Source organism: Kitasatospora sp. NPDC005856 (assembly GCF_040629945.1).
In the GTDB taxonomy this organism is placed as follows: Bacteria; Actinomycetota; Actinomycetes; order Streptomycetales; family Streptomycetaceae; genus Kitasatospora.
This window is the reverse complement of sequence record NZ_JBEXWT010000002.1, coordinates 110,596-137,341: the sequence shown is the minus strand read 5'-3', so window position 1 is coordinate 137,341 and position 26,746 is coordinate 110,596. Positions and strand designations below refer to the sequence as shown.

The 26,746-nt window shown below is 73.1% G+C and carries 19 protein-coding genes; 13 read left to right on the top strand and 6 right to left on the bottom strand.

Annotated features, from left to right (window positions below):
- Positions 1-110 precede the first annotated feature (110 nt).
- The 7 genes from tsaD to ABZ449_RS03050 all read left to right on the top strand — a co-directional run bounded on the left by tsaD (position 111) and on the right by ABZ449_RS03050 (position 7,541).
- Positions 111-1,163, top strand: a complete 1,053-nt coding sequence (gene tsaD, locus ABZ449_RS03080) for a tRNA (adenosine(37)-N6)-threonylcarbamoyltransferase complex transferase subunit TsaD (RefSeq protein WP_360339201.1) — start codon at positions 111-113, stop codon at positions 1,161-1,163.
- A 289-nt stretch (positions 1,164-1,452) separates the two neighbouring features.
- Positions 1,453-3,744 (top strand): M9 family metallopeptidase, encoded by a 2,292-nt coding sequence (locus tag ABZ449_RS03075; RefSeq protein WP_360339198.1) that lies wholly within the window; start codon positions 1,453-1,455, stop codon positions 3,742-3,744.
- 213 nt (positions 3,745-3,957) lie between these two features.
- A complete protein-coding gene (locus ABZ449_RS03070; RefSeq protein WP_360339195.1) occupies positions 3,958-4,155 on the top strand; it encodes a hypothetical protein in 198 nt (65 codons plus the stop codon).
- Positions 4,156-4,291: 136 nt separating this feature from the next.
- A complete protein-coding gene (locus tag ABZ449_RS03065) occupies positions 4,292-5,350 on the top strand; it encodes a cytochrome P450 (RefSeq protein ID WP_360339192.1) in 1,059 nt (352 codons plus the stop codon).
- A gap of 98 nt (positions 5,351-5,448) precedes the next feature.
- Complete coding sequence (locus tag ABZ449_RS03060; protein ID WP_360339189.1) at positions 5,449-6,501, top strand: cupin domain-containing protein; 1,053 nt, start codon at positions 5,449-5,451, stop codon at positions 6,499-6,501.
- A gap of 115 nt (positions 6,502-6,616) precedes the next feature.
- Positions 6,617-6,946 (top strand): DUF6193 family natural product biosynthesis protein, encoded by a 330-nt coding sequence (locus ABZ449_RS03055; RefSeq protein WP_360339186.1) that lies wholly within the window; start codon positions 6,617-6,619, stop codon positions 6,944-6,946.
- An 82-nt stretch (positions 6,947-7,028) separates the two neighbouring features.
- Entirely contained in the window at positions 7,029-7,541 is a 513-nt protein-coding gene (locus ABZ449_RS03050; protein ID WP_360339183.1) for a histidine kinase, read from the top strand.
- A gap of 125 nt (positions 7,542-7,666) precedes the next feature.
- Here the strand turns inward: ABZ449_RS03050 and katG are convergent, their stop codons facing one another.
- Positions 7,667-9,883: a catalase/peroxidase HPI gene (katG, locus tag ABZ449_RS03045; protein WP_360339180.1), complete on the bottom strand. Its 2,217-nt coding sequence runs from the start codon at positions 9,881-9,883 to the stop codon at positions 7,667-7,669.
- A 299-nt stretch (positions 9,884-10,182) separates the two neighbouring features.
- Between katG and ABZ449_RS03040 the strand changes: the two genes are divergently transcribed.
- From ABZ449_RS03040 to ABZ449_RS03030, 3 genes are all read left to right on the top strand, one after another.
- Positions 10,183-10,596 carry a Fur family transcriptional regulator gene (locus tag ABZ449_RS03040; protein ID WP_360339177.1) on the top strand — a complete coding sequence of 138 codons (414 nt, stop codon included), beginning with the start codon at positions 10,183-10,185 and terminating at the stop codon, positions 10,594-10,596.
- 171 nt (positions 10,597-10,767) lie between these two features.
- Positions 10,768-10,908, top strand: a complete 141-nt coding sequence (locus ABZ449_RS03035; RefSeq protein ID WP_360339174.1) for a hypothetical protein — start codon at positions 10,768-10,770, stop codon at positions 10,906-10,908.
- A 111-nt stretch (positions 10,909-11,019) separates the two neighbouring features.
- Positions 11,020-11,640 carry an L-threonylcarbamoyladenylate synthase gene (locus ABZ449_RS03030; protein ID WP_360339171.1) on the top strand — a complete coding sequence of 207 codons (621 nt, stop codon included), beginning with the start codon at positions 11,020-11,022 and terminating at the stop codon, positions 11,638-11,640.
- A 394-nt stretch (positions 11,641-12,034) separates the two neighbouring features.
- On the opposite strand, the gene ABZ449_RS03025 is transcribed toward ABZ449_RS03030, so the two are convergent.
- Positions 12,035-14,869, bottom strand: a complete 2,835-nt coding sequence (locus ABZ449_RS03025) for a M4 family metallopeptidase (RefSeq protein ID WP_360339168.1) — start codon at positions 14,867-14,869, stop codon at positions 12,035-12,037.
- Positions 14,870-15,231: 362 nt separating this feature from the next.
- A complete protein-coding gene (locus tag ABZ449_RS03020; protein ID WP_360339165.1) occupies positions 15,232-16,533 on the bottom strand; it encodes a cytochrome P450 in 1,302 nt (433 codons plus the stop codon).
- 239 nt (positions 16,534-16,772) lie between these two features.
- On the opposite strand from ABZ449_RS03020, the gene ABZ449_RS03015 reads away from it, so the two are divergent.
- Together ABZ449_RS03015 and ABZ449_RS03010 are read left to right on the top strand one after the other, a co-directional pair.
- Positions 16,773-20,816: a hypothetical protein gene (locus tag ABZ449_RS03015; protein WP_360339162.1), complete on the top strand. Its 4,044-nt coding sequence runs from the start codon at positions 16,773-16,775 to the stop codon at positions 20,814-20,816.
- Between the two features lie 199 nt (positions 20,817-21,015).
- Positions 21,016-23,025, top strand: a complete 2,010-nt coding sequence (locus tag ABZ449_RS03010; RefSeq protein ID WP_360339159.1) for a tetratricopeptide repeat protein — start codon at positions 21,016-21,018, stop codon at positions 23,023-23,025.
- Here the strand turns inward: ABZ449_RS03010 and ABZ449_RS03005 are convergent.
- Positions 22,953-23,792, bottom strand: a complete 840-nt coding sequence (locus tag ABZ449_RS03005) for a helix-turn-helix transcriptional regulator (RefSeq protein WP_360339156.1) — start codon at positions 23,790-23,792, stop codon at positions 22,953-22,955. The genes ABZ449_RS03010 and ABZ449_RS03005 overlap by 73 nt on opposite strands.
- A 69-nt stretch (positions 23,793-23,861) precedes the next feature.
- Entirely contained in the window at positions 23,862-24,680 is an 819-nt protein-coding gene (locus ABZ449_RS03000) for a glucose 1-dehydrogenase (protein WP_360339153.1), read from the bottom strand.
- A gap of 153 nt (positions 24,681-24,833) precedes the next feature.
- Between ABZ449_RS03000 and ABZ449_RS02995 the strand changes: the two genes are divergently transcribed.
- Positions 24,834-25,496 (top strand): NAD(P)-binding domain-containing protein, encoded by a 663-nt coding sequence (locus ABZ449_RS02995; protein ID WP_360339150.1) that lies wholly within the window; start codon positions 24,834-24,836, stop codon positions 25,494-25,496.
- 72 nt (positions 25,497-25,568) lie between these two features.
- On the opposite strand, the gene ABZ449_RS02990 is transcribed toward ABZ449_RS02995, so the two are convergent.
- A complete protein-coding gene (locus ABZ449_RS02990; protein ID WP_360339147.1) occupies positions 25,569-26,672 on the bottom strand; it encodes a LacI family DNA-binding transcriptional regulator in 1,104 nt (367 codons plus the stop codon).
- Between the last annotated feature and the right edge of the window lie 74 nt (positions 26,673-26,746).

Below are 26,746 nucleotides of genomic sequence, written 5' to 3'. Positions count from 1 at the left end.
ACTATTGCGTATCAGTTGCAAGAACGAAGCATGGGCTCCTGCTTATTCCTCACTCCCCGTCGGGCACAATGGTCACCGTTCCATGTAATGACCGACAAGGGTGAGTGGCTATGACAGGGTCGCCGGTGGTGCTGGGCATCGAGTCCTCCTGCGACGAGACCGGCGCGGGCCTGGTGCGCGACGGCGTGCTGCTCGGGCAGGCGGTGGCCTCCTCGATGGACGAGCACGCCCGGTACGGCGGGGTGGTGCCCGAGATCGCCGCCCGGGCGCACGTCCACGCGATGGCGCCGGTGGTCCGGGAGGCGCTGGACCGGGCCGGGCTCACCCTGGCGGACGTCGGAGCGGTCGCGGTGACCACCGGCCCGGGGCTGGCGGGGGCGCTGCAGGTGGGCGTGGCCGCCGCCAAGGGGTACGCCTTCTCGCTGGGCGTTCCGCTGTACGGGGTGCACCACCTCGCCGGGCACGTCGCCGTGGCCACCCTGGACGGCGGGCCGCTGCCCGACCCCTGCGTGGTGCTCATCGTCTCCGGCGGCCACACCTCGCTCCTGCTGGTGCGCGACCTCGCCCGCGACCCGATCGTCCACCTCGGCGACACCCTGGACGACGCGGCCGGCGAGTGCTTCGACAAGGTCGCCCGGATCCTGGGGCTCCCCTACCCGGGCGGCCCGGCGATCGACCGCGCCGCACGCGGGGGCGACCCGACGGCCGTCCGGCTGCCGCGCCCGCTGACCGGGCCGCGGGACGACCCGTACGCGTTCTCCTTCTCCGGGCTGAAGACCGCCGCCGCCCGCTGGGTGGAGGCCCGGCACGAGCCGCGAGTGCCGGACGCGGCGGCCGCGCTGCAGGAGGCGATCGCCGACGTGCTGACCCGCAAGGCGGTGCGGGCCTGCGTGGACCACGGGATCGACACCCTGGTGGTGGTCGGCGGGGTGGCGGCCAACTCCCGGGTGCGGGCGCTGGCCGAGCAGCGGTGCGCGGCGGCCGGGATCGCGCTGCGGGTGCCGCCGCTGCGGCTGTGCACCGACAACGGCGCGATGGTGGCGGCGGCCGGGGACCTGCTGGTCCGCGCGGGTGCGGAGCCGGCCCCGGCGGACCTGTCGGTGGACCCGTCGGCGCCGCTGGAGTTCGCGGCGCTCACCCCCCGGCCGCTCGTGCGGACCTGACGCCCGGGCAGATCGGCAGACCAGACAGACCGGGCAGACCGGGCAGACCAGGTAGGCCAGGTAGGCCAGGCAGATCGGGACAGACAGGGCATCCGCGAGCATTCGACGCCCTCACGGACCCGACGCCCACGCGAACCTGACAACGTTTCGGTCTCGCCGACCGCCAATCCGTTCCCGGGCCTTCCCTCCGCGTTCCCCGTTGTGCCATTTTACATGTCACACCGCAAGGCCCGTGCGCCCCACGCAGCACGGCAGCCCCCACCCTCGACGGCCCCGGAGGCCCCCACAGATGCGTCCCTCCTCGATGGCGAAGGACGCCGCGCGCAGACTCCCCGCGCTCGGCACCGCGCTCCTCCTCTCGCTCGGCCTGTTCGCGCCGGCCGCACAGGCCGCCGGAACCCCGGGCGCCGCACCGGCCGGGAACCCGGCCACCTCGGCCGCCCCCTCCGCCTCGGCCGGGAAGGCCGCTCCGCGCACCATCCCGGTGCCCAAGTCCCCGGACACCCCCAAGGACGCCCGCCCGCTCGCCTCCGACCAGCAGGCCAAGGCGACCGCCCCGACGGCGGGCAGCTCCGTCGGCGCCGCCAAGGCGGCCCGGCAGTTCTCCGCCGCGGCCGCCTGCGACGTCTCGGCCTTCACCGGCAAGTCCGGTGCCGCGCTGGTCCAGCAGGTCAAGTCGGCCGGGCTCGACTGCGTCAACACGCTGTTCCAGCTCAAGGGCAACGACGCCAAGGGCGCCTTCAACGAGGCCCAGATGGTCACCGTCGCCAACGCCCTGCGCGACACCGCCGCCACCTACCCCGGCGACAACTCCACCTCGGCCGGGCAGCTGGTGCTCTTCCTGCGGGCCGGCTACTACGTCCAGTGGTACAACAAGGACGCCGTCGGCCCGTACGGCGACAGCCTCAAGACCGCCATCCGCGGCGCGCTGGACTCCTTCTTCGCGGCCCCGCGCACCAGGGACATCAGCGACGCCAACGGCGACACCCTCGCCGAGGCCGTCACCCTGATCGACAGCGCCCAGGAGAACGCCCGCTACACCGGCGTCGTCAAGCGGCTGCTGAACGACTACACCGGCAGCTGGCCCGCCGCGATGACCGCCGCCGTGGCCAACACCGAGACCGTCATCGTGAACGGCTTCGACCTGCCGGAGTTCATCTCCGCCCTCCAGGCCGACCCCACGTTCGCCACCACCACGGCCTCCTTCGTCACCCGCAACAGCAGCCTGATCAACGGCGGCGACGTGGTCACCAAGATCGGCATCCAGCTGGGCAACCTGGTCGCCCACGAGGAGCTGCGCCCCCAGGGCCGACCGATCCTCAAGGACCTGATCAACCGCTACCCGCTGGTCGGCAACACCGGTCCGCTCACCATGAACCTGCTCTGGTTCACGGAGAAGAAGGACGAGGGCAACTGTTCCCTCTACGGCACCTGTGACGTCCCGGCCAAGCTCGTCCCGCTGGTGCTCACCGTCGACCACACCTGCAACGCCAACCTGCGCATCCGTGCCCAGGACATGACCGCGCAGCAGCTCGCCGACACCTGCACCAGCCTGATCAACCAGGACGCGTTCTTCCACAAGATCGTGAAGGACAACGGCCCGGTCGCCAACGACAACAACACCAACCTCGAGGTCGTCGCCTTCGACGACTACTACAACTACAGCCTGTACGCCTGGGAGATGTACAAGATCGACGTCGACAACGGCGGCATGTACGAGGAGGGCAACCCGGCCGTGGCCGGCAACCAGGCCCGCTTCATCGCCCACGAGGCCTCCTGGCTGCGCCCCCAGTTCCAGATCTGGAACCTCAACCACGAGTACACCCACTACCTCGACGGCCGCTACGACATGTACGGCGACTTCGAGGCGGGCATGACCACCCCGACCATCTGGTGGGTCGAGGGCCTCGCCGAGTACGTCTCCTACAGCTACCGCGGCGAGCACTACGACGCGGCGGTAGCCCAGGCCGCCAAGGGCACCTACGCCCTGAGCACCCTGTTCGACACCACCTACGACAACTCGGACTCCACCCGGACCTACAACTGGGGCTACCTGGCCGTCCGTTACATGCTGCAGTCGCACCCGCAGGACGTCGACGCGCTGCTCGCCAAGTACCGCGCGGGTGACTGGAACGGCGCCCGCACCCTGCTGAAGACCACCATCGGCACCTCGTACGACGCCGACTTCGCCGCCTGGCTCAAGCAGTGCGGCGCCGACAACTGCGGCTCGCTGCCCACCACCCAGGCCCCCCTGTGCACCGCCGCCGACACCCGGCAGTTCGACAAGAACTGCCGCCGCGACAACGTCGCCGCCACCACCGGGAACTACAACTACGGCTACCTGAACCTGCCGGCCGGCGTGAAGCAGCTGACCATCACCACCAGCGGCGGCACCGGCAACGCCGACCTGTACTACAACAGCGGCTCCTGGGCCACCACCGGCGCGTACCAGGCCAAGTCCACCACCAGCGGCAACGGTGAGACCCTGACCATCACCAACCCGCCGGCCGGTTACGTCTTCTTCAGCCTCTACGCCCAGCAGGGCTTCGGCGGCGTCACCGTCACCACGACCTACAACTGACCGCCGTGCTCGGCACCTGACCGACCGCGCCGTACCCGTCGTACGCGCAGAAGGGCCCCGCGACTTCGCGGGGTCCTTTCGCGTTCCCGCTCCGCGCCCCCACCTTGATTTCCACGGGTTATAACGATTCGACCATCGAATAGACCGCTAACAAGGCGCAGCGATTGCATAATCCTCTGCCGAAGGGGTGTCCGAGCGGCGAACTTTCGGTTAGTGTCCATGAACAGAAGAACCCGTTCGGCACCCGGCAACGGAATGTCGAACAACTCGGACGGCCCGGGTGCGACATTCTCGCCGCGCCCGCAATCCCCGGATTGGAGAATAGTCATGAAGATGATCAAGACGCTCGTCAAGAAGTTCAAGAAGAACGAGGACCTCGCGAACCACGCGTGGGTGCTGCACGTCATCTGACGTCGTCAGCCGTCGGCGGGAGCGAGGGTCGGCCACGTCTCCCGCCGGCGTCGCGGCGCGTCCAGAATTCCCCGCGCGCCGCACCGAACGAATTTCTCGGGCATTTCGTATTGGAGGCCGGATTTCCATGGAAGAAATGGCGACGGCCACCGCGCGCAGCCGTAGCGTCGTGTTCGCCCCGACGATTCGGGACCTGCTGGCCAGGGACGAGAAGGTGTTCCGGATCGACCCGGGCAAGGTGGGCGTATCGGACTCCCGGCTGATGGCCGAAATCGTCGCGGCCCGCCCGGTGCTTTCCACCGAACGCTCGGTCTACAAACCCGCCGCCGGCGCCGAAATCCCCCATGACAGCGCGACCCGGACGATCCGGGCACTGGGGCAGGACGCCATGGCGGGCATCCGCAATCCGCCGCCCCCGGTGCGCGGGATGGCCGGCTCCTGGCCCTACGCCGGCACCTCCTACCTGCGCCGTTGGCTGTTCTCCGCCGACCCGCTGCCGGTCTCGCTGCTGTCGAAGCGCGGCGTCACCCGCTCCGACGCCCTCTCCCGGCTCGTCGACCGCGCCGTCACCCGCTGGCCCGGCTCCCCCGACCAGGACGGACGGCAGGACGGCGGCACCGCACTGGCCGGGCTGATCCGCGGCGCCGACGACACGCTGGAGCGCAAGCAAGCCGTCGCGATGTACCGGCGGGCGACGGCCACCCTCTGCGACGGCGTGGCCGCACTGGCCGGCAACGCCCTGTGGCTGATGGGCCCGCAGCGTCTCCCGGAGCACCGCGCCGACCTCACCGCCGTCCTCTGGGAGACGCTGCGGCTGCTCCCGCCGGCCTGGATGCTGTACCGCAACGGCGGCACCGCGTACACCGCGCTGCACCCCGAGATCCGCCCCGAGGACGACGTCGCGCTCTTCCCGCTGCTGATGCACCGCCACCCGGACTACTGGTCCGACCCGCTGGAGTTCCGCCCCGAACGGTGGGAGGACGTCGCGGATCCGGAGAAGGAACCCGCGTTCATGCCCTTCGGCTTCGACGGCGCCCGCTGCTGGGCCAAGCACCTGGTGGTGCCGCTGGCCGAGCGCCTGCTGACCGTCGCCCTGGACAACCGGCTGGTCGTCCACAGCCCGCAGCAGGAGGCGCAGGTGCCCCTGCGCTCGCTGCTCTCCGTGCGGTTCGAGGCCCGGGTCCTCGGCGCCTGACGCCCCGACACCCCGACACCCCGGGCTCATGGCGCCCCCTCCCCGGGAACGCCCCGCAAGGCCGCCCCGGAACACTTCCTGACACCACGGGACACACCATGGAATCGCCCACACTGGCCGACTGGGTCGGCGACGTCCGGAGCTTCGCCGGCCGCCAGTGGCAGCGCGAGCCCGCGCTCTTCGCCCGAAAGGCCCCGGCGGCCCCGGCAGCCCCCGCCCCGCCGTTCGACCTCGACGAACTGGACGCCGCCTTCGACAGCGGACTGCTGCGCACCCCCTACCTGGAGATGGTCCGCTCCGACAAGGTCACCGTCCCGCCCGAGGCCTTCACCACCGCACGCGTGATCAACGGCGTCAGCCACCCCGGCTTCGCCGACCGCACGAAGGTCCTGGCCCTGCTGCGCGGCGGGGCGACGCTGCTGCTGCGCCGCGTCGACCAGTGGCACGGCCCGACCGGCGAACTGGTGGCCCGGCTGTCCGAGGAACTCGACCGTCGGGTGGAGGCCTTCTTCTTCGTCACCCCGGCCGGCGGCCAGGGCCTCGCGGTGCACCGCGACGACGCCGACGTCTTCGTCCTCCAGGCCGCCGGGCGCAAGACCTGGTACGTCCACGACGCTCCGACGACGGCGGACTGGCGGCTCGGCGAACTCCCGGACGACGAGCGCTCCCCGCTGCGTCTGCACGGCGTCCTCGAACCCGGCGACGTGCTCTACGTCCCGCGCGGCTTCGCGCACCGGGCGGTCGGCGCCGGGGGCCTGTCCGCCCACCTGTCGCTGACCGTCCGCGACCTCTCCGTGCAGGACCTGCGCACCGCCCTGGAAGGGCAGTTGACCGAGGGCCTCGGCCTCCCGGCCCGTCCGCTCGGCGAGGCCGCGATCCGCGAGGCCTGCGCCACCCTGCTCGACCACGCCCGGGCGAGGCTCGACGCGCTCGGGCCGGAGGACCTGCTGCGCGCCGCCCGGGCCGCCCGGCCGCGGCCCCCGACCGCCGGAGCAGCCAGGGCCGCCGGAGCCGCCGGAGCCGCCGACGAAAGCCTCACCGACGCGGCCCGGGACTGGGAACCCGGCGCCCCCGCCGCCGGACGCACCGGGCCGGCCGCCGTCAGCCGTACCTGGCGCAGGCTGCGCGCCGCGGCCCGCGCCAGGGCCTGACGGCCGTACCCATCAGGGCTCCTCCGCCCCGCCGGGGAGGGCGGGTTGGCGGCCATCGGTCACCGGGACGTCTGACACGCTCGATTCCGGGAGCCGCCGGGGCGGACCGCTCACCATGCGGTCCGACGATCAGAGGTCCCCTCAGCCCCGGCCCGTCCTGCCCGACGTCGCCGCCGCCCGCGCCGAACCCCGGCTGCGCCGCCTCTTCCCCCGGACCAGCCACTACGACCCGCACTTCAGCCTGTCCGCCTCGTCCCCCCGGGTCCACGAGGGCCTCCCGCACGCCCGGACGCGGGAGGACGGCCGCTACCTCGTCGGCCGGTGGCACGAGCCCGGGGCACCCGACACCGCCACCACCCCGGAGGAGGCCGTCGCCCTGCTGGTCGATCGCCTCCCCCCGGACCTCGGGCCGCTCTTCAACCACCCTGAGGACGGGCCGCGCTGAGCGGCGCCGCGGTGGCAGCGGCCCGCGCCGGGGGTCACGATGGAAGCCCGGCCACCAGCGGCCCCGGCCCGATCGGAGTGCGATGAGCGACCAGCACAACGTCGTCCTGCTGACCTTCCCCGACGCCGGTGCCTGGCGCCCGGCCTTCCAGGAGGCGCAGCGCCTGCCGGGCCTGCGGTTCGCGGCGACCCTGGAGCGCGGTGCGGACGGCGTGCTGGAGGCGAAGGACACCTTCGGGCGGGGCGCCGGGGTGGCGACCGTCGGATCGGGGCTGCTGGGCGGCCTGGTGGGTCTGCTGGGCGGGCCGGTCGGCGCGTTCCTCGGCTTCGCGGCGGGCGCGGCACTGGGCAACGCGGCCGAGGAGCACTACGCGAGCGAGGCCGGCGCCGCGCTGATCGTGCTCTCGCCCCGGGTGCCGGACGGCGGGGCGCTGCTCGCGCTGGAGGTGCGGGAGGCCTCGCCCGCGCCGGCGGACGAGCTGGCCGCCCGGCACGGGGCGACGGTCGAGCGGATCGACGAGCACACCTTCACCGAACAGGTCCGGGCAGCGGAGCGGAAGGCCGAGGAGCGGAAGCCGCAGGACGGGGAGACCTGAGAGCGGAAGCCCGGGACGCGGAAGCCCGGGACGCGGAAGCCCGGGACGCGGAGGCCCGAGCGGACGGACGGGAGCCCGGGGGCGGCGATACCCCCGGGCTCCCGTCCGCTACGGCTTCAGCCGGATCACACCAGGTCGAAGCGGTCCGCGTTCATGACCTTGACCCAGGCCGCGACGAAGTCCTCGACGAACTTCTCCTTGGCGTCGTCGGCCGCGTACACCTCGGCGACGGCCCGCAGTTCGGCGTTCGAGCCGAACACCAGGTCGGCGCGGGTGCCGCTCCACCGCACCCGGCCCGATGCGTCCCGGCCCTCGAACGTGTGGGCGTCCTCCGAGGTGGCCTTCCAACTGGTGTCCAGGTCCAGCAGGTTGACGAAGTAGTCGTTCGTCAGCACGCCGGGGGTCTCGGTGAACACACCGTGGGTGGAGCCGCCGTGGTTGGCGCCCAGCACGCGCAGGCCACCGACCAGGACGGTCAGCTCGGGCGCGCTGACGCCCAGCAGGTTGGCCTTGTCGAGCAGCAGGTACTCGGCCGGCAGCCGGTTGCCCTTGCCGACCCAGTTGCGGAAGCCGTCCGCCTTGGGCTCCAGCGCGGCGAAGGACTCGGTGTCGGTCAGCTCCTGCGGCGCGTCCACCCGGCCGGGCGCGAACGGCACCTCGACGGCCAGCCCGGCCGCCTTGGCGGCCTGCTCGACGCCGACGCCGCCGGCCAGCACCACCAGGTCCGCGAGCGAGACCCGCTTGTCGCCGGCCTGCGCGTCGAACTCCTGCTGCACGCCTTCGAGGGCGCGCAGCACCCTGGCGAGCCGGTCGGGCTCGTTGACCTGCCAGCCGATCTGCGGCTGGAGCCGGATGCGGCCGCCGTTGGCGCCGCCGCGCTTGTCGCTGGAGCGGAAGGAGGAGGCCGCCGCCCAGGCGGTGGAGACCAGCTCGGACACCGACAGGCCGGTGGCGGCGATCCGCCGCTTGAGGTCGGCGACGTCGGCCGCGCCGATCGGCTGGTACGTGACGCCCGGCAGCGGGTCCTGCCAGAGCAGGTGCTCGCCGGGGACCTCCGGGCCGAGGTAGCGGACCACCGGGCCCATGTCGCGGTGGGTCAGCTTGTACCAGGCGCGGGCGAAGGCGTCGGCGAACTCCTCCGGGTTCTCCAGGAAGCGCCGGGAGATCGGCTCGTAGACCGGGTCGAAGCGCAGCGACAGGTCGGTGGTGAGCATGATCGGCACGTGCCGCTTGCCCGGGTCGTGCGCGTCCGGGACGGTGCCCTCGCCGCCGCCGTCCTTGGGCTTCCACTGGTGGGCGCCGGCCGGGCTCTTGGTGAGCTCCCACTCGTAGCCGAACAGCGTCTCGAAGAAGCTGTTGTCCCAGGTGATCGGGGTGGGCGTCCAGGTGCCCTCCAGGCCGCTGGTGATCGCGTCGGCGCCGACGCCGGTGCCGAAGCCGCTCTTCCAGCCGAGGCCCTGCTGCTCGATCGGGGCGTCCTCGGGGGCCGGGCCGACGTTGTCGGCCGGGCCGGCGCCGTGGGTCTTGCCGAAGGTGTGGCCGCCGGCGATCAGCGCGACGGTCTCCTCGTCGTCCATCGCCATCCGGTAGAAGGTCTCGCGGATGTCGCGGGCGGCGGCGATCGGGTCCGGGTTGCCGTTGGGGCCCTCGGGGTTGACGTAGATCAGGCCCATCTGGACGGCGGCCAGCGGGTTCTCCAGCTCGCGGTCGCCGGTGTAGCGCTCGTCGCCGAGCCAGGTGGTCTCCGGGCCCCAGTAGACGTCCTCGTCCGGCTCCCACTCGTCGACGCGGCCGCCGCCGAAGCCGAAGGTCCGGAAGCCCATGCCCTCCAGGGCCACGTTGCCGGACAGGATGATCAGGTCGGCCCAGGACAGGGCGCGCCCGTACTTCTTCTTCACCGGCCACAGCAGGCGGCGGGCCTTGTCCAGGCTGGCGTTGTCGGGCCAGCTGTTCAGCGGGGCGAAGCGCTGCTGGCCGCCGCCGGCGCCGCCGCGGCCGTCGCTGATCCGGTACGTGCCGGCGCTGTGCCAGGCCATCCGGATGATGAAGGGGCCGTAGTAGCCGAAGTCGGCCGGCCACCATTCCTTCGAGGTCGACAGGGCCTCCTGGATGTCCCGCTTGACGGCCGGGAGGTCGAGGGTCCTGAAGGCCGCGGCGTAGTCGAATTCACCACCGAGCGGATTGGCCACCGGCGGGTTCTTCGCGAGGATCTTCAGGTTGAGCCGTTCCGGCCACCACTGGCGGTTCCCGCCGCCCTGGGTGGGGTGCGGCGCCCGCCCGTGGTTCACCGGGCAACCCTCCGCCTTCGCCTCTACGCCGGCTGCATCGTGGATGTCAGACATGGGAATCCTTCCCTCACAAGGCGGATCACGGTGTCTTCTCTGCTACCTACGGCACCTACTGCTGCTGTCTGGTCCTGCTGCGCCACGTGTTGCCACTGCCCGGCACTGCTCGCCGTCGCGCACGGCAGTGACGGGAGTCACGTGCTGCTGCTACCCAGGCTAGCGCCGGAGCCGATCCTACGATGGACGGAATCCAAGTCAAGAAAGACACCAAAGCCATATCCGATCGGGAACCGGAAGGCACCGGAGGTGAATTGGTAAACTCCGGTCCTCCCCTTGACCTGAATAGGTGAACCGATATGAGTGACCTGCTGGAGCGGCTGCGCGGGCGCGGCTGGCGCCTCACCTCCCAGCGGCGTGTCGTGGCCGAGGTCCTGGACGGCGAGCACGTGCACCTGACCGCCGACGAGGTGCACGCCCGGGCGGCGGAGCGCCTCCCGGAGATCTCCCGGGCGACGGTCTACAACACGCTCGGCGAACTGGTCACCCTGGGCGAGATCGTCGAGGTGTCCACCGACGGGCGGGCCAAGCGCTACGACCCGAACGCGCACCGCCCGCACCAGCACCTGATCTGCACGGGCTGCGGCGCCATCCGCGACGTCCACCCCCAGGGCAATCCGCTGGCCGACCTCCCGGCCGAGCAGCGGTTCGGATTCGCCGTGTCGCAGGCGGAGGTCACCTACCGGGGGCTGTGCCCGAACTGCGCGGGCTGACCTCCCAGGCGGTCAGCCCCGTGGGCCTTTCGCGGCGAAACCCGGACGTGCAGTGTCCTGGTTATGCGCATGGGCGAGGGAGTCGAGTGGGGCCCACTCCTTCCCTCCCGCCCGCGCGGCTCGCTCCGCGTGCCCCGGCCGACGCTTCGCCGACTTCCGAGGTGAACCTGGATGTCCGATGTCCTGATTACACCGCTCGGGACGGTGCTCGGCGGCGCGGCCCTGGGGGCCGGGGCGGCCGTGGTGTACGGGCTCGGAGCGGGGATCGCGGCCGTGGCGCTGCTGTTCCTCCGGTGGACGGCGCGGCGGTGAGGGCGGACGCGCCGCGGGCGGGACGCGGGGCTGCACCATGCGCGGAGGCTGCGCCGATCGACGCGTGGGGGCTGCGCCGATCGACGGCCGTGATCCCGTAGGGTCGGCCGAATGGCGAAGTACTTCGACGTGCATCCAGAGTCCCCCCAGCCGCGCACCATCGGCACCGTGGCCGCCGGCCTCCGTTCAGGGGAGCTGATCGCGTACCCGACCGACTCCTGTTTCGCCCTGGGCTGCCGGCTGGAGAACCGCGACGGCCTCGAGCGGATCCGGTCGATCCGGCGTCTCGACGACCGCCACCACTTCACGCTGATGTGCATGGACTTCGCCCAGCTGGGCCAGTTCGTCCACATCGACAACAACGTCTTCCGCGCCGTCAAGGCCGCGACGCCGGGCAGCTACACCTTCATCCTGCCCGCCACCAAGGAGGTGCCGCGCCGCCTGATGCATCCGAAGAAGAAGACGGTCGGGGTGCGGATCCCCGACCACGCCGTCACCAGGGCCCTGCTCGCCGAACTCGGTGAGCCGCTGGTCTCCAGCACCCTGCTCCTCCCCGGCGAGGACGAGCCGATGACCCAGGGCTGGGAGATCAAGGAACGGCTCGACCACGTGCTCGACACCGTGCTGGACTCCGGCGACTGCGGCACGGTGCCGACGACGGTCGTCGACTTCTCCGGCGGCGAGGCGGAGATCGTCCGACGCGGGGCCGGCGACCCCGCGCGCTTCGAGTGACGGGCCGGGCACGCCGTCCCGACCGACGGGGCGCGCGTGCCCGGCTCAGTTCCACCGAACGTGCGGGGCCGTTCTGCCGTGCAGGAAGTCGATCTCCATCTCCGAAAGTCCCAGGTCGTCCGCAACACCGATCCGCGTGACCTGCTGTGCGTGGATGCGCGGGAAGCCGCCGGCCGTGCGTGGACGGCACGCGAGGGCCTCCAGGGGACTTCGGTCGAGCTTCCGCGCCCATCGTTGGCGGCATCCGAAGGAGTGTCAAACGATCTCCGGGCGGATCTCCGGTCGTTCCGACGGCGACGCGGTGCGCGGTTCACCGTTGCGGGTGACCGCTGGGCGTGGCCGACGCCCGCACTCGCGGCGGATGCCGACGGCGCGGGCGTCGGCCTCCGCCGGATCAGCAGGAGCCGGCCGGGCGGTCGCGGGCCACGAGGTCGGTGCGGCCGGGGGTGGCGTCCAGCCAGACCACGCCCTTGCCCTGGTCGGCGGCGGCCTGCTGCTGGCTGCCCCGGTTGCAGGAGACCCGTACGGGAGTGCCGCCGGTGACCGGCAGCTGGTACAGCTTGGGGAGCGCGGCGTTCGACCAGCCGCTGCTCGGCTTGGGGCTGCGGTTCAGGAAGGTGACCGCCTGGTCGGAGGCGGTGAGTTCCACGTCCGCCGGGGTGTACTTCGAGCCCGCGGGCAGGAGGTCGGTCGCTCCGGAGCCGTCCACTGCGCCGGAGCGGATGCCGGCCGCCTGGGTGCCGTCGGCCGGGAGCGACAGCCAGAGCAACCGGCCGCCCGCGAGCCGCGGGGACACGAGGAACGGCGCGGCGCCGCCCTTCGGGGTGCTCACCGGGTACTGCGCGCTGACCTTACCGGTGGCGAGGGAGAAGACCGTCGGGGCCTGGACGGCTGCCTCGCCGGTCGTCCAGGACTCGATCCAGCCGAGCCGGCCGTCCTTGAACGTGAGCCCCTCGGCGGAGTGCCCCTCGGGCAGCGGGAGATCCACCAGCGGGGCGCCGTCGCGGGAGAGGACGACCCTGGCCACGTTGGTCCTGCTGTCGCGCACCAGGAAGGCGACGTCCCCGCCGGATATCTGCACGCTCGTGGGCGACTGGCTGGACGAGTGGAACACGCTGCGGACCGGCCCGCCGGACAGCGGGCTGCTCAGCACCTCCGTCCCCCATGTGCCGGTGGCGTCGGGCCCGATGGCCAGCCAGGCGGCGGACTTGCCGTCGGTGGCGGCCCAGCTGTGCATCCGCCCGTCATCCGGGCTGAGCCGGGTCGGGGTGCCGGGGGCGGTGGTGGAGCCGGTGTACAGAGCAGTCGTGCTCTGGCCGTTCTTGTTCTCGGTGTTGCCCATCACCCAGTGGCCGCCGGCCGCGGCCGGTCCGGTCAGGACGGTGGCGTCGCGCAGCAGCGGGTGGCTGTCCGTCGCGATCCGGCTCTGCCAGCCGGCCTTGATCCCGTGCGCGTCGAACACCGTTGCCACCTTGCGCAGTTCGGCCTTGCCGAGCTTGAGCGCCCGGCCGGCGGCGAGCACCGCGTTGCGTCCGGCGACGAAGTCGTCCAGCGGGGTGAGGTACTCGGTGAGCGCGCGGTAGACCAGCTTGTCGGCGGTGAGCGGGTCGAGGGTGCGCCGGATGTCCCACAGCGCGCCGCTGAAGATGGTGGAGTTGAGGTGCACGCCGCCGTTGTCCAGGTCGGGCCCGGTGCCGAGGTAGTCGTCCGCGGTGGTGCGGCGGTCGTCCAGCCGGCGGTTGGCGCAGGCCTCCGGGGTGCCGGTGCGGCAGAGCGCCTCGCCCATCAGCGGGGCCCGCGGGTCGTCCATCGCGATGCCGCGGGTGGTCACGTCGATGGCGTTGCCGAAGTAGTCGGCGAGCCCCTCGTTCATCGCGCCGGACTGCCCGGCGTTGACCAGGTTGGCGGTGTGCTGGATGACGCCGTGCGTCATCTCGTGACCGGCCACGTCGAGCGCCGCGGAGAACGGGAGGTGCTTGTCGTCGCCGTTGCCGTAGACCATCTTCTGCCCGTCCCAGGCGGCGTTCGGGAAGGGCTTGCCGTCGTGGCTCGCGTTCGCCACGGAAACGATCGGGCCGCCCTTGCCGTCCAGGCTGTCCCGGCCGAGCCGGTTGCGGTAGAAGTCGTAGACGGCGGCGGCGTTGACGTGGGCGTCGGTGGCGCCGCCGGCGCCGGTCGAGGCCGGGAAGTCCGGGCCCGGGGAGGCGACCGGCAGGCTGCCCTCGGGCAGCCCGCCCATGAACTGGTAGAACTCCTGCCCGGCCGCGTCGTACGTGCTGATGGTGGTGGGCCGGGTGAGGTCGACGAGCCGGTAACTCCCGTCCGGTTGACGAGCGATGTTCACCGGGACGGTACCGCCGCGGAGGTTGGGGGCGGTACCGGTGGCGGGCTCTGCGGCGGATCCCGAGGGCCCGGCATCAGCAGCGGCAGGAGCGGCTGCGCCAGGGGCGGCGTCGGTGGCAGCGGACGCGGTACCGGCGACGCCGGCAGCTCCGGCGCCGACCTGGTACGGCGCCGGGGCGTCGTGGGCGAGGGCGACCACACCGAGTGCGGCATCCACGTAGACCTCGCGGATCAGCGGACCGCCGGTCGCCGGGACGGTGGTGCGCACGGTGAAGTGCTGGGCGAGCCGCCCGGCACCGCCCGGCAGGACGACCAGGCCGCGGTCCTCCGCGGTGGCCCCGGCCCGGGTGCGCGGGTCCTTGAGCGAGCCGAGCGCCGCTGCCCGCAGCGCCGCAGCCGGTACGGCGGAGGTGGTCGGCACGGTCAGTCCGGTGAAGTACTTGCCGCCGGCGGACTCCACCCGCTGATCGGCGCCCTCGCCGACCAGGCGCACCAGGTACTGCCCGCCGAGCACCGGTACACCGCCGTGGTACTGCTGGAACCTGACGGTGTGCCGGCTCTCGGCCGTGCTCTCGACCGCGAGTTCGGTCAGCTGCCCCGGGTCGATCCGGTACCGGTCGACGTGGGCCGCGAGGTGGGCGCGGGCCGCCTCGACCGGACCGCCGGGCGCCGCCTCGGACAGCCCGGTCACCAGCTGCGGGGTGGCGGTGTCCTCGCCCGCCACCAGGCCGGGGACGGGATCGGGATCCGCGGTCGGGCCCGGCGGCGCGGCCAGGGCGGGGGACGCGGTCAGGACGAGTGTCAGCGCCAGGCTCAACGAGGCGGCCGCGCCGAGTGCCTTGGCCGCCGGGCGGGGAGCACGGGAAGGGCGGGAGAGGTGGGGCACTGCGGTCCTCCAGGGAATCGGCAGTGGAGGCAGCGCGCAGGCGCTGCCCTTTCCCCTTGGAACGGGACGGTCCGCAGGACGGGTTCAGCTTCGTATGCGGTGCACGACTCGCCGTCGCGGGTGATGACGGGCCGGTGCGCGGGACCGGGATGCCGGTGGTCCGACGAGACGCCGACAAGCCGGGAGGGCGAGTGAGGGAGTCCCAACTGCCGCACCACGAGGCGGGATCGGGCGTGGGGCGGGCCGGATGCCGGGGATCGCCCTCGGGGGCGGGGGCGGGGCCGGCGCCGGCACTGGCGGGTCCGCCGCGAGGGCGGATCCCGCACCGCACGCGCAGACATCGAACTACCTCAAGGCACCCCTCAACGCCAGCGGATGATCAGGTTCTTCAGCCCGTTCTGGAAGTTGGACACCAGCCGCATCGGCGCAGCGCCCGGAGCAAGCTCCAGGTCGGGCAGCTCGGCGATGACACGCCGGATCAGGGCTGACATCTGGATCTTGGCAAGCTGTGCGCCCATGCAGAAATGCGGGCCGAAGCCGAAGCTGACGTGGTCGTTCGGTGTGCGAGTGATGTCCAGGCGGTCCGGGTCGGAGAAGACCGATTCATCGCGGTTGGCAGAGGCGTGGTACACAACCACCTTGTCGCCGCGGCGGATCCGCTGCCCGCCGAGCACGACGTCCCGCGTGGCGGTGCGCCGGAAGTCCAGTACGGGCGGCCAGAACCGCAGCAGCTCGTCCACCGCCGAAGCCGCCAGGTCGGGCCGTCGGCTCAGCAGGCGGTACTGGTCGGCATGAGTGAGGAGGGAGTACAAGCCGCCGGGCAGACCGTTGCGCAGAGTCTCGTTGCCGGCGACTCCGAAGAGGAAGAACATCGTCTCGAACTCGGCGGTGCTCAGTCCGGCTTCCGTCATCCGGGCCACGATGCTGCCGGGCGGCGGCTGCTCGGCCAGGGCGTGCGCGTAGGCGAACATGTCTGCGAGGGCGGCCCGCGAGCGGGGGTTCACGGGGTGGCCGTCCGGGGTCACGAGAACCGCGGGCCGGCGGGACACCGCGGCGCGTCCCAGGTCGGTCAACCCCGACGGGTCCACGGTGCTGGACCGCGCGTGGTCCGGGTCCTGGTAGCCGATCACACGGTTCGACCAGTCCACCAGCAGCTGACGGTCCTGCTCCGGAACGCCCAGGATCCGCGCCAGCGTCCACACGGGCAGATCGGCGGCGATCGGCACGAAGTCGGCCTCACCCACCGGGCGGACCGCGGCGACGAGTTCGGCGGCCCGGGTCTCGATGGCGGCCGAGAGCCCGTGCAACACGGACGGGGTGAACGCCGCCGCGACCGCGCGCCGAAGCCGCGAATGGTCGGGCGGGTCCTGGTTGAGCATCATCGCCCGGGCGAACTCCAGGTCCACCGGGGAGTCCGGATCCCGGATCTGGGTGGCGCCCAGGTAGGAGGAGAACAGCTCCGGCGTGCGCAGCACGTACTTGACGTCCGCGTGCCGCAGCACGGCCCAGTAGCCGGGACCGGCCGGCCACTCCCCCACCGCCGGCTCCTCGACCCAGCACACCGGGGCCGCCCTCCGCAGCTCCCGGAACAGGTCGTACGGCACGCCCTCGGCATAGGCCTCGGGCAGGAAGATCCGGTTCACCCGCGCCTGATCGAACCCCATACCGGCCGACCGTACGCCACCGCCTGACGGCCCACCAGAGCGGCGCCCCCACTCCTCGGCCTCCGGTGCGCCCGATAGCCGCCTCGACGGCAGCCGCGAGGCGCGCGAGCGTACCGCCGGGGCCCGTCCGGCGGCCCGGTATTCGCTTGGCCCGGTCCGTGTGCGTCCCGCTAGACTCCGCCAGCTCGATCACATGTGTGGTTTCCGTGAGCGAATCCCGTCCAAGGTGGGGGAAGTAGATGAGCGTGCTGCCGATCGGCAGACGAGTACGACGAAGGGGAGGCGGCGGCGGGCGCACTGTCGCCTCCGGGGCCCTGTTGCTGGCCGTGCTGGCCTCGCTGGTGGGGCAGGCCGTGCCGGCCCGGGCCGCGGCACCGGCGCCGACGGCGTCGCCGGCGGCGGCTGCTGCCTCGCCACAGGCGGGCGCCTCGGCGGACCCGGGCGCCGGCCCGGACCTGACCTCGAATCCGGCACCGGCTCCGAACCCGACCGCCGGTGCCACGGCCGCCGAGCCGGACCGGAAGGCCGACCAGGACGCCCTCGCCCGCGAACTGCGGCAGGCCGACCCGAGCGGCCCGTGCCCGACGGCCCTGCAGCCCGACACCGTGGCGGCCTGCACCCTCGACCAGAGCGCGACCGCCACCTTCAGCATCGACCTGCCGCAGAAGAAGGACCTGCTGCTCGTGCAGATCGTCGCCGCCCAGGGATCCCTCATCCCGACCGTGGTCGCCCCTGACGGCACCACCGTGACCTGCGACGATCCGGTCGGCCCGAGCTGGGGCAGCAGCCAGGCCCTGCGGTGTGCCACCAGCCTCGCCGGCACGTACACCCTGAAGGTCGGCACCGTCACCAGCTCGCCGACCGCTCTCGCGCTCTCGTACCTGCCGCTGCAGTCCACCACGGCCTGCCGGAGGATCGACGCCGCCGACCTCACGCTCGGCGCCCCGACCGTGTTCCAGGGCTCCCTGGCCCTCGGCTCGGCCGGTGACTGCTACCAGGTGAACGGCCTCGTCGCCGGCGACATGCTCCGCACCGGAGCCACCCTCCGGGGCGCCAACACCGTCGTCTACGACGCCACGGGAACCCCGGTCTGCAACAAGTGGAGCACGCCCGACTGCCGCCTCACCGGCACCGCCCCGTTCCGGATCACCGCCCAGCGCTACAACGGCACGGCCCTGACGTACGACTTCTTCGCGGCGCGGCTCTCGCGCCCGGAGGGCTGCACGCCGGTCGAGCCCCAGGCGTTCGGAGCCTCCCCGGACATGACCTCCGTCACCCGGTGCCGCACGCTGCGCGTCCCGGAGCCCGCGCGGTACGACTTCGGCCCGGTCGTCCAGAACGGCGGCTCCGTCGCCGGCGGGCTGAACACCGCCGACGGCAGCCCGCAGGGGGGACTCTGCCCCCAGGGCTCCTGCGACCTGACGCCGGGTGACTACACCTGGGCCGTCGACCCGTACGCGACCTCCGTCGGGGCGTTCGGCATGGCCTTCCACTCGGCCAAGGAGACCCGGGGCTGCGTCGCGGCCGACGACACCGGCCTGACGACCGGTCCGGCCACGGGCACCTTCGGCGGACCCGGCCAGCAGCTCTGTCTGACCCTGCCGACCGCCAGCGGCAAGGGCGTCTACCTGCTCAACCGGCCGCCCGCCGACGGCGCGGCGGCCGTCGGCCAGGTCGCCGACGCCTCGGGCGCCAAGCAGTGCGACGTCGGCGACGCGACCACCGTCTGCCGGCTGACCGGCACCGCCCCGTTCCGCGTGGTGCTGACCGGCTCCCCGTCCAAGGCCTACGGACTGGTGGTCCACCGGACCGAGGAGACCGCCGGCTGCACCGCCTGGCCGCAGAGCGGGTTGGACGGCAGCTGGGGCATCGAGGTCCCGATGCCCCAGGGCTCGTACCAGGCCGCGTGCCTGAGCCTGCCGGCGGACGGGCACTCCACGTCCGAGGTGATCGACTACACCAATCTCAAGAACCAGCTGAACGCCGAGATGAAGATCGTGGACGGCGCGGGCGGCGAGGCCTGCTCGTTCATCGTCTACGGCAACTCGGCCAAGTCCTGCACCCTGACCGCCGGCGTCCCGTACACCGCGCTGCTGATCCCGATCCGGACCTGGGAGGCCGACAGCTACAAGCTCGCCCGGCGTGACGTCTCGCCGAGCGCCCAGTGCCTCACGCCGTCCTCCACGACGGTCGGCGGCCCGTCGCTCCGGTTCGACCTGTCCTCGGCGCTGGACGCCCGGTGCGTCCGGGTCGACGGCGCTGCCACGGACAGGATCTGGCTCGGTTCGCGGCCCGGCAGGAACCCGTACGGTCCGGGCGTGCTCACCGCCGTGCTCGATGCCGGCGGGAAGAACGTCTGCACCCAGTGGGGGACCAGCTGCCTGGTCACCGGCTCGGCCTCGTACACCATGGTCCTGATCGCGGCCGGGTACCGGGACAAGCCCATTCGCACCAGCGTGGACACCTGGAAGGTCGGCACCGCCGACGGCTGGGCACCGGAGTGCACCGCCCACCCGGTCTCGATCGACGGCTTCCCGCAGCGCAGCGGGGTGTTCACCGAGGACTCGACCGGCTACTGCGCGGTGGTCGACATGAAGCCCTCACAGTCCTTCAACATCGTCGGCAACAGCAGCGCCCCCTACAGCCAGCAGCCCACCATCAGCCTGCTGAGCGGCGCCCACTGGGACCGCGGCTACCTCGGTCACCAGTGCACGGGCGGCAGCGGGTTCGGCGCCCGGTGCCAGACCACGAACAGCGGCGACGCCGGCCAGGCCGTCCTGGTCGTCGGCCCCGGCACCTCGGACCTGCCGGTCGAGTACAGCATGCAGGGCACCTGCGACTCCTCCTGCCCGATACCGCGGCCGCGGACCGCCCTCACCTCGGTCAGCCCGTCCGCCGGCGCCGCCGGGACGCGGGTCCAGGCCGTGATCCGGGGCACCGGGCTGCACCTGGGCAGCAAGGCGAAGCTGGTGGGCGGCGGCGTCTCCGGAACGCAGTTCCTGGAGACGCTCTCGGTGAACGCCGACGGCACCGCGCTCGACGTCCTGCTCGACACCAGGAGCGTGGCGCCGGGCCGTTACGGCATCGAGCTCGACGGCGTCTACGGAGTCTCGCTCCCCGACGCCTTCACCGTCACCGCCGCCACCACCCCGCCCAAGAGCCGGTTCGTCCCGATCGACGCGGTCCGCTTCCTGGACACCCGGGACGGCACCGGCACCGGCACCCCCGCCCAGCGGGTCGGCGCCGGCGGCGTGGTCAACCTCCAGGTGGCCGGCGTCAACGGCGTCCCGGCGACCGGCGTCACGGCCGTCGTCATGAACGTCACCGCCGTCAACCCGACCGGCTCGGGCCACGTCACCGTCTACCCCGACGGCCAACCGCTGCCGTACGTCTCCAACCTCAACTACGAGGCGGGGAAGATCGTCCCGAACCTGGTGACGGTCCCGGTCGTCAACGGCAAGGTCGACCTGCGCAACAGCGCGGGCGAGGTGGACCTGGTCGCCGACGTCGCCGGCTACTACACCGACGCTGCCACCGGCTCGGCCTTCTCCCTGATCACCCCGGCCCGCTTCCTGGACACCCGGGACGGCACCGGCACCGGCACCCCCGCCCAGCGGGTCGGCGCCGGCGGCGTGGTCAACCTCCAGGTGGCCGGCGTCAACGGCGTCCCGGCGACCGGCGTCACGGCCGTCGTCATGAACGTCATCGCCGTCAGCCCGACCGGCTCGGGCCACGTCACCGTCTACCCCGACGGCCGGCCGCTGCCGTTCGTCTCCAACCTCAACTACGAAGCCGGCCAGGTCGTCGCCAACCTGGTGACGGTCCCCGTCGTCAACGGCAAGGTCGACCTGCGCAACAGCGCGGGCGAGGTCGACCTGGTCGCCGACGTCACCGGCTACTACGGCGACTCCGGTTCGACCTACTCCCCGGCCACCCCGGTCCGCCTGCTGGACACCCGCAGTGGCCTCGGCGCCCGGGCCGGAGCGCTGAGCGGCCACGGCGGCATCGTCAGCCTGCCGGTGACCGGTCTGGAGGGCGTGCCGGCCACCGGCGTCACCGCCGTGGTCCTGAACGTCGCGGTCACCGAGCCGACCGCGGACAGCAACCTGTCCGTCTACGCGCACGGCACCGCCCGCCCGGGCGTGTCGAACATCAACTACACGGCCGGGGAGACCAGGGCCAACCTGGTCGTCGTCCCGGTCGTGGACGGCCGGGTGACGTTCTCCAACAACTGGGGTGACGTCCACGTGGTCGCCGACCTGAACGGCTACTTCACGGCCTGACCCCCGGGCGGTCCCGGACCGTTCCGAACGCTGCCGTGCCGCCCGATCCCCGGGCGGCACGGCAGCGCCGTTCCCGGCTCCCATAATGGAGGCCACGACAACGCGGGGCGGTGGGGGCGAGCACGTGCAGCAGGGGTGGCAGGTCCGGAACGGGATCGACGGCGGGACCGTCAACGGCCATGCGTTCCAGGCAGGAGAGATGACCGTCCACCAGTACGCCGCGCCGGCTGCCGCCGAGGTGCGGTGGCCGGTGGTGATCGGGCGGATCCCGCCGAAGGCGACGGCCTTCCAGCCCCGCGCGGAGCTGCGGCGGGAGATCGACGAGGCCCGTGGGGAGTACGGGACGGTCGTGCTGAGCCAGGTGCTGGCGGGCGGCGGGGGCGTCGGGAAGTCGCAGCTCGCGGCGCATTACGCGCGGGCGGCCGTCGAGGCGGGCACCGACCTGGTGCTGTGGGCCGACGCCGCCGAGCCCTCCGCCGTGACGGAGCTGTACGCCCGGGCCGCCGTGGAGCTCCGGGTGCCCGGAGCGAACGGGGAGGCGGCCGAGCAGGACGCCGAGCGCTTCCTGTCCTGGCTGGCCGCGACCGAGCGGAACTGGCTGGTCGTCCTCGACAACACCACCGAGCACACCCCCGAGGAGCTCTGGCCCGTCACCGGCCGGGCCGGCCGGGGGCGGGTCATCGCGACCACCCGCCACCGGGGAGCGGCCAGTACGGGCGGCGACCGGATGCTCGTCGACGTCACCACCTACTCCCCCGCCGAGTCCGCCGCCTACCTGCGCGAGCGGCTGGAGCGGGCGAAGTGCGCCCGCTTCCTGGACGAGCACGCGGCCGAGCTCGCCGAGGAGCTGGGCCACCTGCCGCTCGCGCTGGCCCACGCGGCCGCCTACATGGTCAACACCCGCCGCAGCTGCGGGCGTTACCTGGAACTCTTCCGCGACCGCTCCCGCAGCCTGGACGCCGTCCTGCCCGCCCGCGCCGGCGCCGACGGCTACCGGGGACCGGTCACGGCGGCACTGCTGCTGGCCCTCGACGCGGCGCAGCAGGAGGAGCCGGTCGGCCTCGCCGGGCCGGTTCTCGGGCTGGCGGCGCTGCTCGACCCGGCCGGGCATCCGCAGGAGTTGTGGGGCACGGAGTCGGTGCTCGACCACCTCGGTGCCGTGCACGGCACGCCCGTCGACACCGACGACGTGACGGACGCACTCGCCGTGCTGCACAACTACAGCCTCGTCACCCTGGCCGAGACTCCCCATCGGGAGGTCACCCTGCACGCGCTCACCGCCCGTGCCGCCCTCGACATCGGGCCCGGTACGCCACGAGCCGGCCTCGCGGCCGCCGACGCCCTCGTCGAGCTGTGGCCGAGTGCGGACTTCACCGCGATGGAGTTGGCCGCGACCCTTCGCGCCAACACCGACGCGCTCGCCGCGCACAGTACCGCCGACCTGATCCGACCGTCGCTGGGAATCCACGACCTGCTGTTCCGTTGCGGACTCAGCCTCGTCGAGGCAGGCCTGTCCACCTCGACCGTCCACTACTGGGACGGTCTCACCGCCACCGGTGAGCGGCTTCTGGGCACCGGGCATCCCGACGTCCTCACGGCGCGCAACAACCTCGCGCACTCGTACTGGGGCGCCGGGCGCACCGACGAGGCCGTCGCCCTCCAGGAACAGGTCCTCGCCGACCGCCAACGCATCTTCGACGGCGACCACCCCGCCGTCCTCACCGCCCGCAACAACCTCGCCGCCACGTACGCGGACGCCGGGCGCACCGACGACGCCATCGTCCTCCAGGAACAGGTCCTCGCCGACCGCCAACGCCTCCTCGGCGGCGACGACCTCGGTACTCTCATGGCCCGCAACAACCTCGCCGTCAGCTACGCGGACGCCGGGCGCATCGAGGAGGCCGTCGCCCTCCAGGAACAGGTCGTCGCCGACCGCCTACGCCTCCTCGGCGGCGACCACCCCGAAACCCTCATGTCCCGCAACAACCTCGCCGCCACGTACTGGGACGCCGGACGCCGGGATCACGCGGTGGAGATGTTCCGCCAGGCGGCCGCGGACCTCGAGCGGATCCTCGGACCGGACCATCCGGACACGGTCCTGGCCAGGGCGAACATGCTGGAGGCGGACCGGATGCGTCAGCCGGACGCCGCCCAGGACAGCAGCAGCCGCAGCCCGTCGTCCGAGGCCGAGCCCGGGTCGGCCGTGTAGGTGACCAGCGCCTGGCCGGGGTCGTCGGCCGGGCGGAGGGTGTCGTAGGCGAGGTCCAGCGTCCCGGCGAGCGGGTGGCGGAAGGACTTGCGGCCCGAGGTCTTGTCGGCGACCGGATGTTCGGCCCACATGCCGTGGAACTCCTCGCTGCCCAGGCAGAGTTGTCCGATCAGCTCGGCGAGCAGCGGGTCGTCGGGGCGGCGGCCGGCTTCCAGGTGGAGGAAGGCGACGTTCTCCCTCGCGCAGGCGGCCCAGTCGGCGTAGAGCTCGCGGGAGGCCGGGTCGAGGAAGGTGATGCGGGCGATGTTGCGGTCCTCGACGGGCAGGGCGCCGTAGTCGCCGAAGAGCGCGACGGCGGCGTGGTTCCAGGCCAGGATGTCCATCCGGTGGCCCATCACCACGGCTGGGGTGTCGGCGAGTTGGTCCAGCAGGTGCAGCAGCGAGGGTCGCGCCTCCTGGCGGGTGACGGGACGGCGGCGGGGGCGGGCCGTGGGCCGGGCGAGGCGGTGGAGGTGGCCGGACTCGTCGGGGGCCAGGCGCAGGGCGCGGGCGACGGCGTCGAGGACGGCGTCGGACGGGTTGCCGACGCGGCCCTGTTCGAGACGGGTGTAGTAGTCGACGCTGACCCCGGCGAGGTGGGCGAGTTCCTCGCGGCGCAGCCCGGCGACGCGGCGGCGGCCGCCGTAGTCGGGGAGGTCGACGTCCTCGGGCCGCAGGCCGGCACGGCGGGTGCGGAGGAATTCGCTCAGGGCGCTGCTCGGGTTCACGTCATGGATTCTCACCCGGACGGGTGCGGCTGTGCCTGGCCCTGCCAGGACCAGGCACAGCGGGGGCGCTCAGCCGGTCAGCGACGGGAAGGCCGGGACGAGGCCCCCGTCGATCACGATGTCCTGCCCGGTGATGTACGAGGAGCGGTCGGAGAGCAGGAAGGCGACCGTCTGGGCGACGTCCTCGGCGGTGCCCAGCCGGCCGAGCGGGACGTGGCCGCGGATCGGCTCGTGGTCGGCCGGGTCCGGGACGGCGGCGTGGAACATCTCGGTGACGATGTAGCCGGGGCTGACCGAGTTGACCCGGATGCCGCGCCCGGCCAGTTCGCTGCCGAGGGTGCGGGCGAGGCTGAGGACGGCGGCCTTGGTGGCGGCGTAGACGGCGGCGCCGGGCAGGCCGCGGTGCGGGGTCCAGGAGGCGTTGAGGACGACCGATCCGCCGCCGGCGGCGTCCAGCAGCGGCAGGGCGTGCTGGACGGTGAAGAACACGCCCTTGAGGTTGGTGGCGACGATCCGGTCGAACTCGGCCTCCGTCACCTCCCCGACCGGCTGGAACCCGGCCACGCCGGCGTTGGCGAAGACCCCGTCGAGCCGGCCGTACCGTTCCCGCACGGTGTCGGCCAGCCGGGCGAGGTCGGCCGGGATGGAGGCGTCGGCGCGGACGGTGAGCAGCCGGTCCCCGGCGTCGAGCCGCTGTGCGGCGCGGGCGAGCCGGGCGTCGTCACGGCCGGTGACGACGACCCGGGCCCCGGCGTCGAGGAGGTGGCGGGCAGCGGCGAGGCCCATGCCGCTGGTACCGCCGGTGACGAGGACGGTGGAGTCGGAGCGGGACTCGGAGTCGGAGTCGGAGTCGGAGTCGAAGTCGAAGTCGGGGGAAGTGTGGCTCATGCCGTCCACCCTCGCGACCCGCCCGGACCGGTACCAGGCCCGCTCGGACCATGGGTTCCGGAAAACCACCCTCACGACCGGGAATCGGGGCGATCGCAGCGTGGTTGGGCCAAGGCGGCGGTCCGGTACGGCACTCGCGAAGAGGGGTTTCCCATGAGGATCGGCATCATCGGCGCGGGCAACATCGGCGGCAACCTGACGCGACGGCTGACCACGCTGGGTCACGAGGTGTCGGTGGCCAACTCCCGCGGCCCGGAGACGCTCGAGGCACTGGTCGGGGAGACCGGGGCGAAGGCGGTGACGGTCTCCGAGGCCGCCCGGGGCGCCCGGGTCGTGGTGGTGACGGTGCCGCTGAAGAGCGTTCCGGACCTGCCCGCCGGGTTGCTGGACGGCGCCGCGGAGGGCGTCGCGGTGATCGACACCGGCAACTACTACCCGAAGGAGCGCGACGGCCGGATCGACGCGATCGAGGACGGCGGGCTCACCGAGAGCCGCTGGACGGAGCAGCACCTCGGGCACCGGGTGGTGAAGGTGTTCAACGGCACCTACGCCCAGGACCTGCTGGAGCGCCCGCGCCCGGCCGGCGACCCGGAGCGGATCGCCGTGCCGGTCGCGTCGGACGACGAGGCGGCCAAGCGGGTGGTGCGGGCGCTGGTCGACGAGCTGGGCTTCGACACCGTGGACGCCGGCGGGATCGACGAGTCCTGGCGCCAGCAGCCGGCGACCCCGGTGTACGGGCTGCGCGCCGGGGTCGAGGGGGTCACCCGGGCACTCGCGGAGGCCTCCCCCGAGCGTCCGGAGGCCCACAAGGCCTGAACCTGCGCCGGGGCCTGAGCCGCGGCCGGGGCCTGAGCCGGGGCCGGGGCCTGAGCCGGGCCGCCTCCGCGGCTAGCCCGGCCGGCCCGAACTCCCCCGCACCACCAGCTCGGTGGGCAGCTCCAGCCCTTCGCCCTGCGCCGCTTCCCCGCGCACCTGGTCCAGCAGCCGGCCGACCAGGGCCGTGGCGATCGCCCGCAGCGGCAGCCGGACCGAGGTCAGCGCGGGATGGAGGTGCCGGCAGAGCGGCGTGTCGTGGAACCCGGTGACGGCCACACCTCCGGGGCCGACCACCAGCCCCTCCGCCCGGACCGCCTCGTACACGTCCAGGGCCAGCAGGTCGCTGCCGGCCGCGACGGCGGTCGGCCGGCCGGGCCCGCGCAGCAGCGCCCGTACGGAGGCCACCACGGAGCCCTCGGCCGCCGCGCCCGGAGCCCCCGTCGGCCCGGAAGCACCCGCCACACCCGTCGCACCCGTCGCGCCCGTCGCACCCGTCGCCACCGCCGACAGGCCGAGCCGGTGCGCCTCGGCCAGGAACCCGGCCCGCCGCGCCGCCATCCAGGGCAGCTCCTCGGCGGCCCCGAGGTAGCCGATCCGGCGGTGGCCGAGCGCCGCGAGGTGCCGCACCACCTCGGCCATCGCCGCCTCGTTGCCGATGTCCACCCAGGACTGCGGCTCCCCGGGCCCGGTCCGTCCGAAGCTGACGAACGGGACGCCGAGCCGGGCCACATGGGCGATCCGGACGTCCTCGTGCAGCACGTCGGCCAGCACCAGCCCGTCCACCTGACGGGCCGCCACCAGTTCGTCGATCGCGGCCACCGGGTCGGCGGTGCCCTGCCGCGGCCGGAACAGCAGCACCCGTTGCCCGGCCGCCCCGGCCGCGTCGACCAGGGCCTCCAGGAAGCCGGCCATCAACGGGTTCGGGTCGAGCGGGTCGTCCACCGGCACGAGGTAGCCGATGGTGCGCCGGGCGCCGCTGCGCAGCGAGCGGGCCGACTGGTCGGGCTGGTAGCCGAGTTCGCGGATCGCGGCGTTCACCCGCTCCAGGGTCTCCGGGCGGACCCGCTGCGGCGCGTTCAGCGTGTTGGAGACGGTCTGCCGGGAGACCCCGGCCGCCCGGGCGACCTCCTCGATCGTGGTGGCGCCGCGGCGCGGCCGGCGCGGTCCCTCGGGCATGCGGTTCTCCAGACGTGGTCGGGTGCGCGGGGCGGGCCGGGGCCCGAAGACGGTCCGGCCCGCCCCGGGGGCGG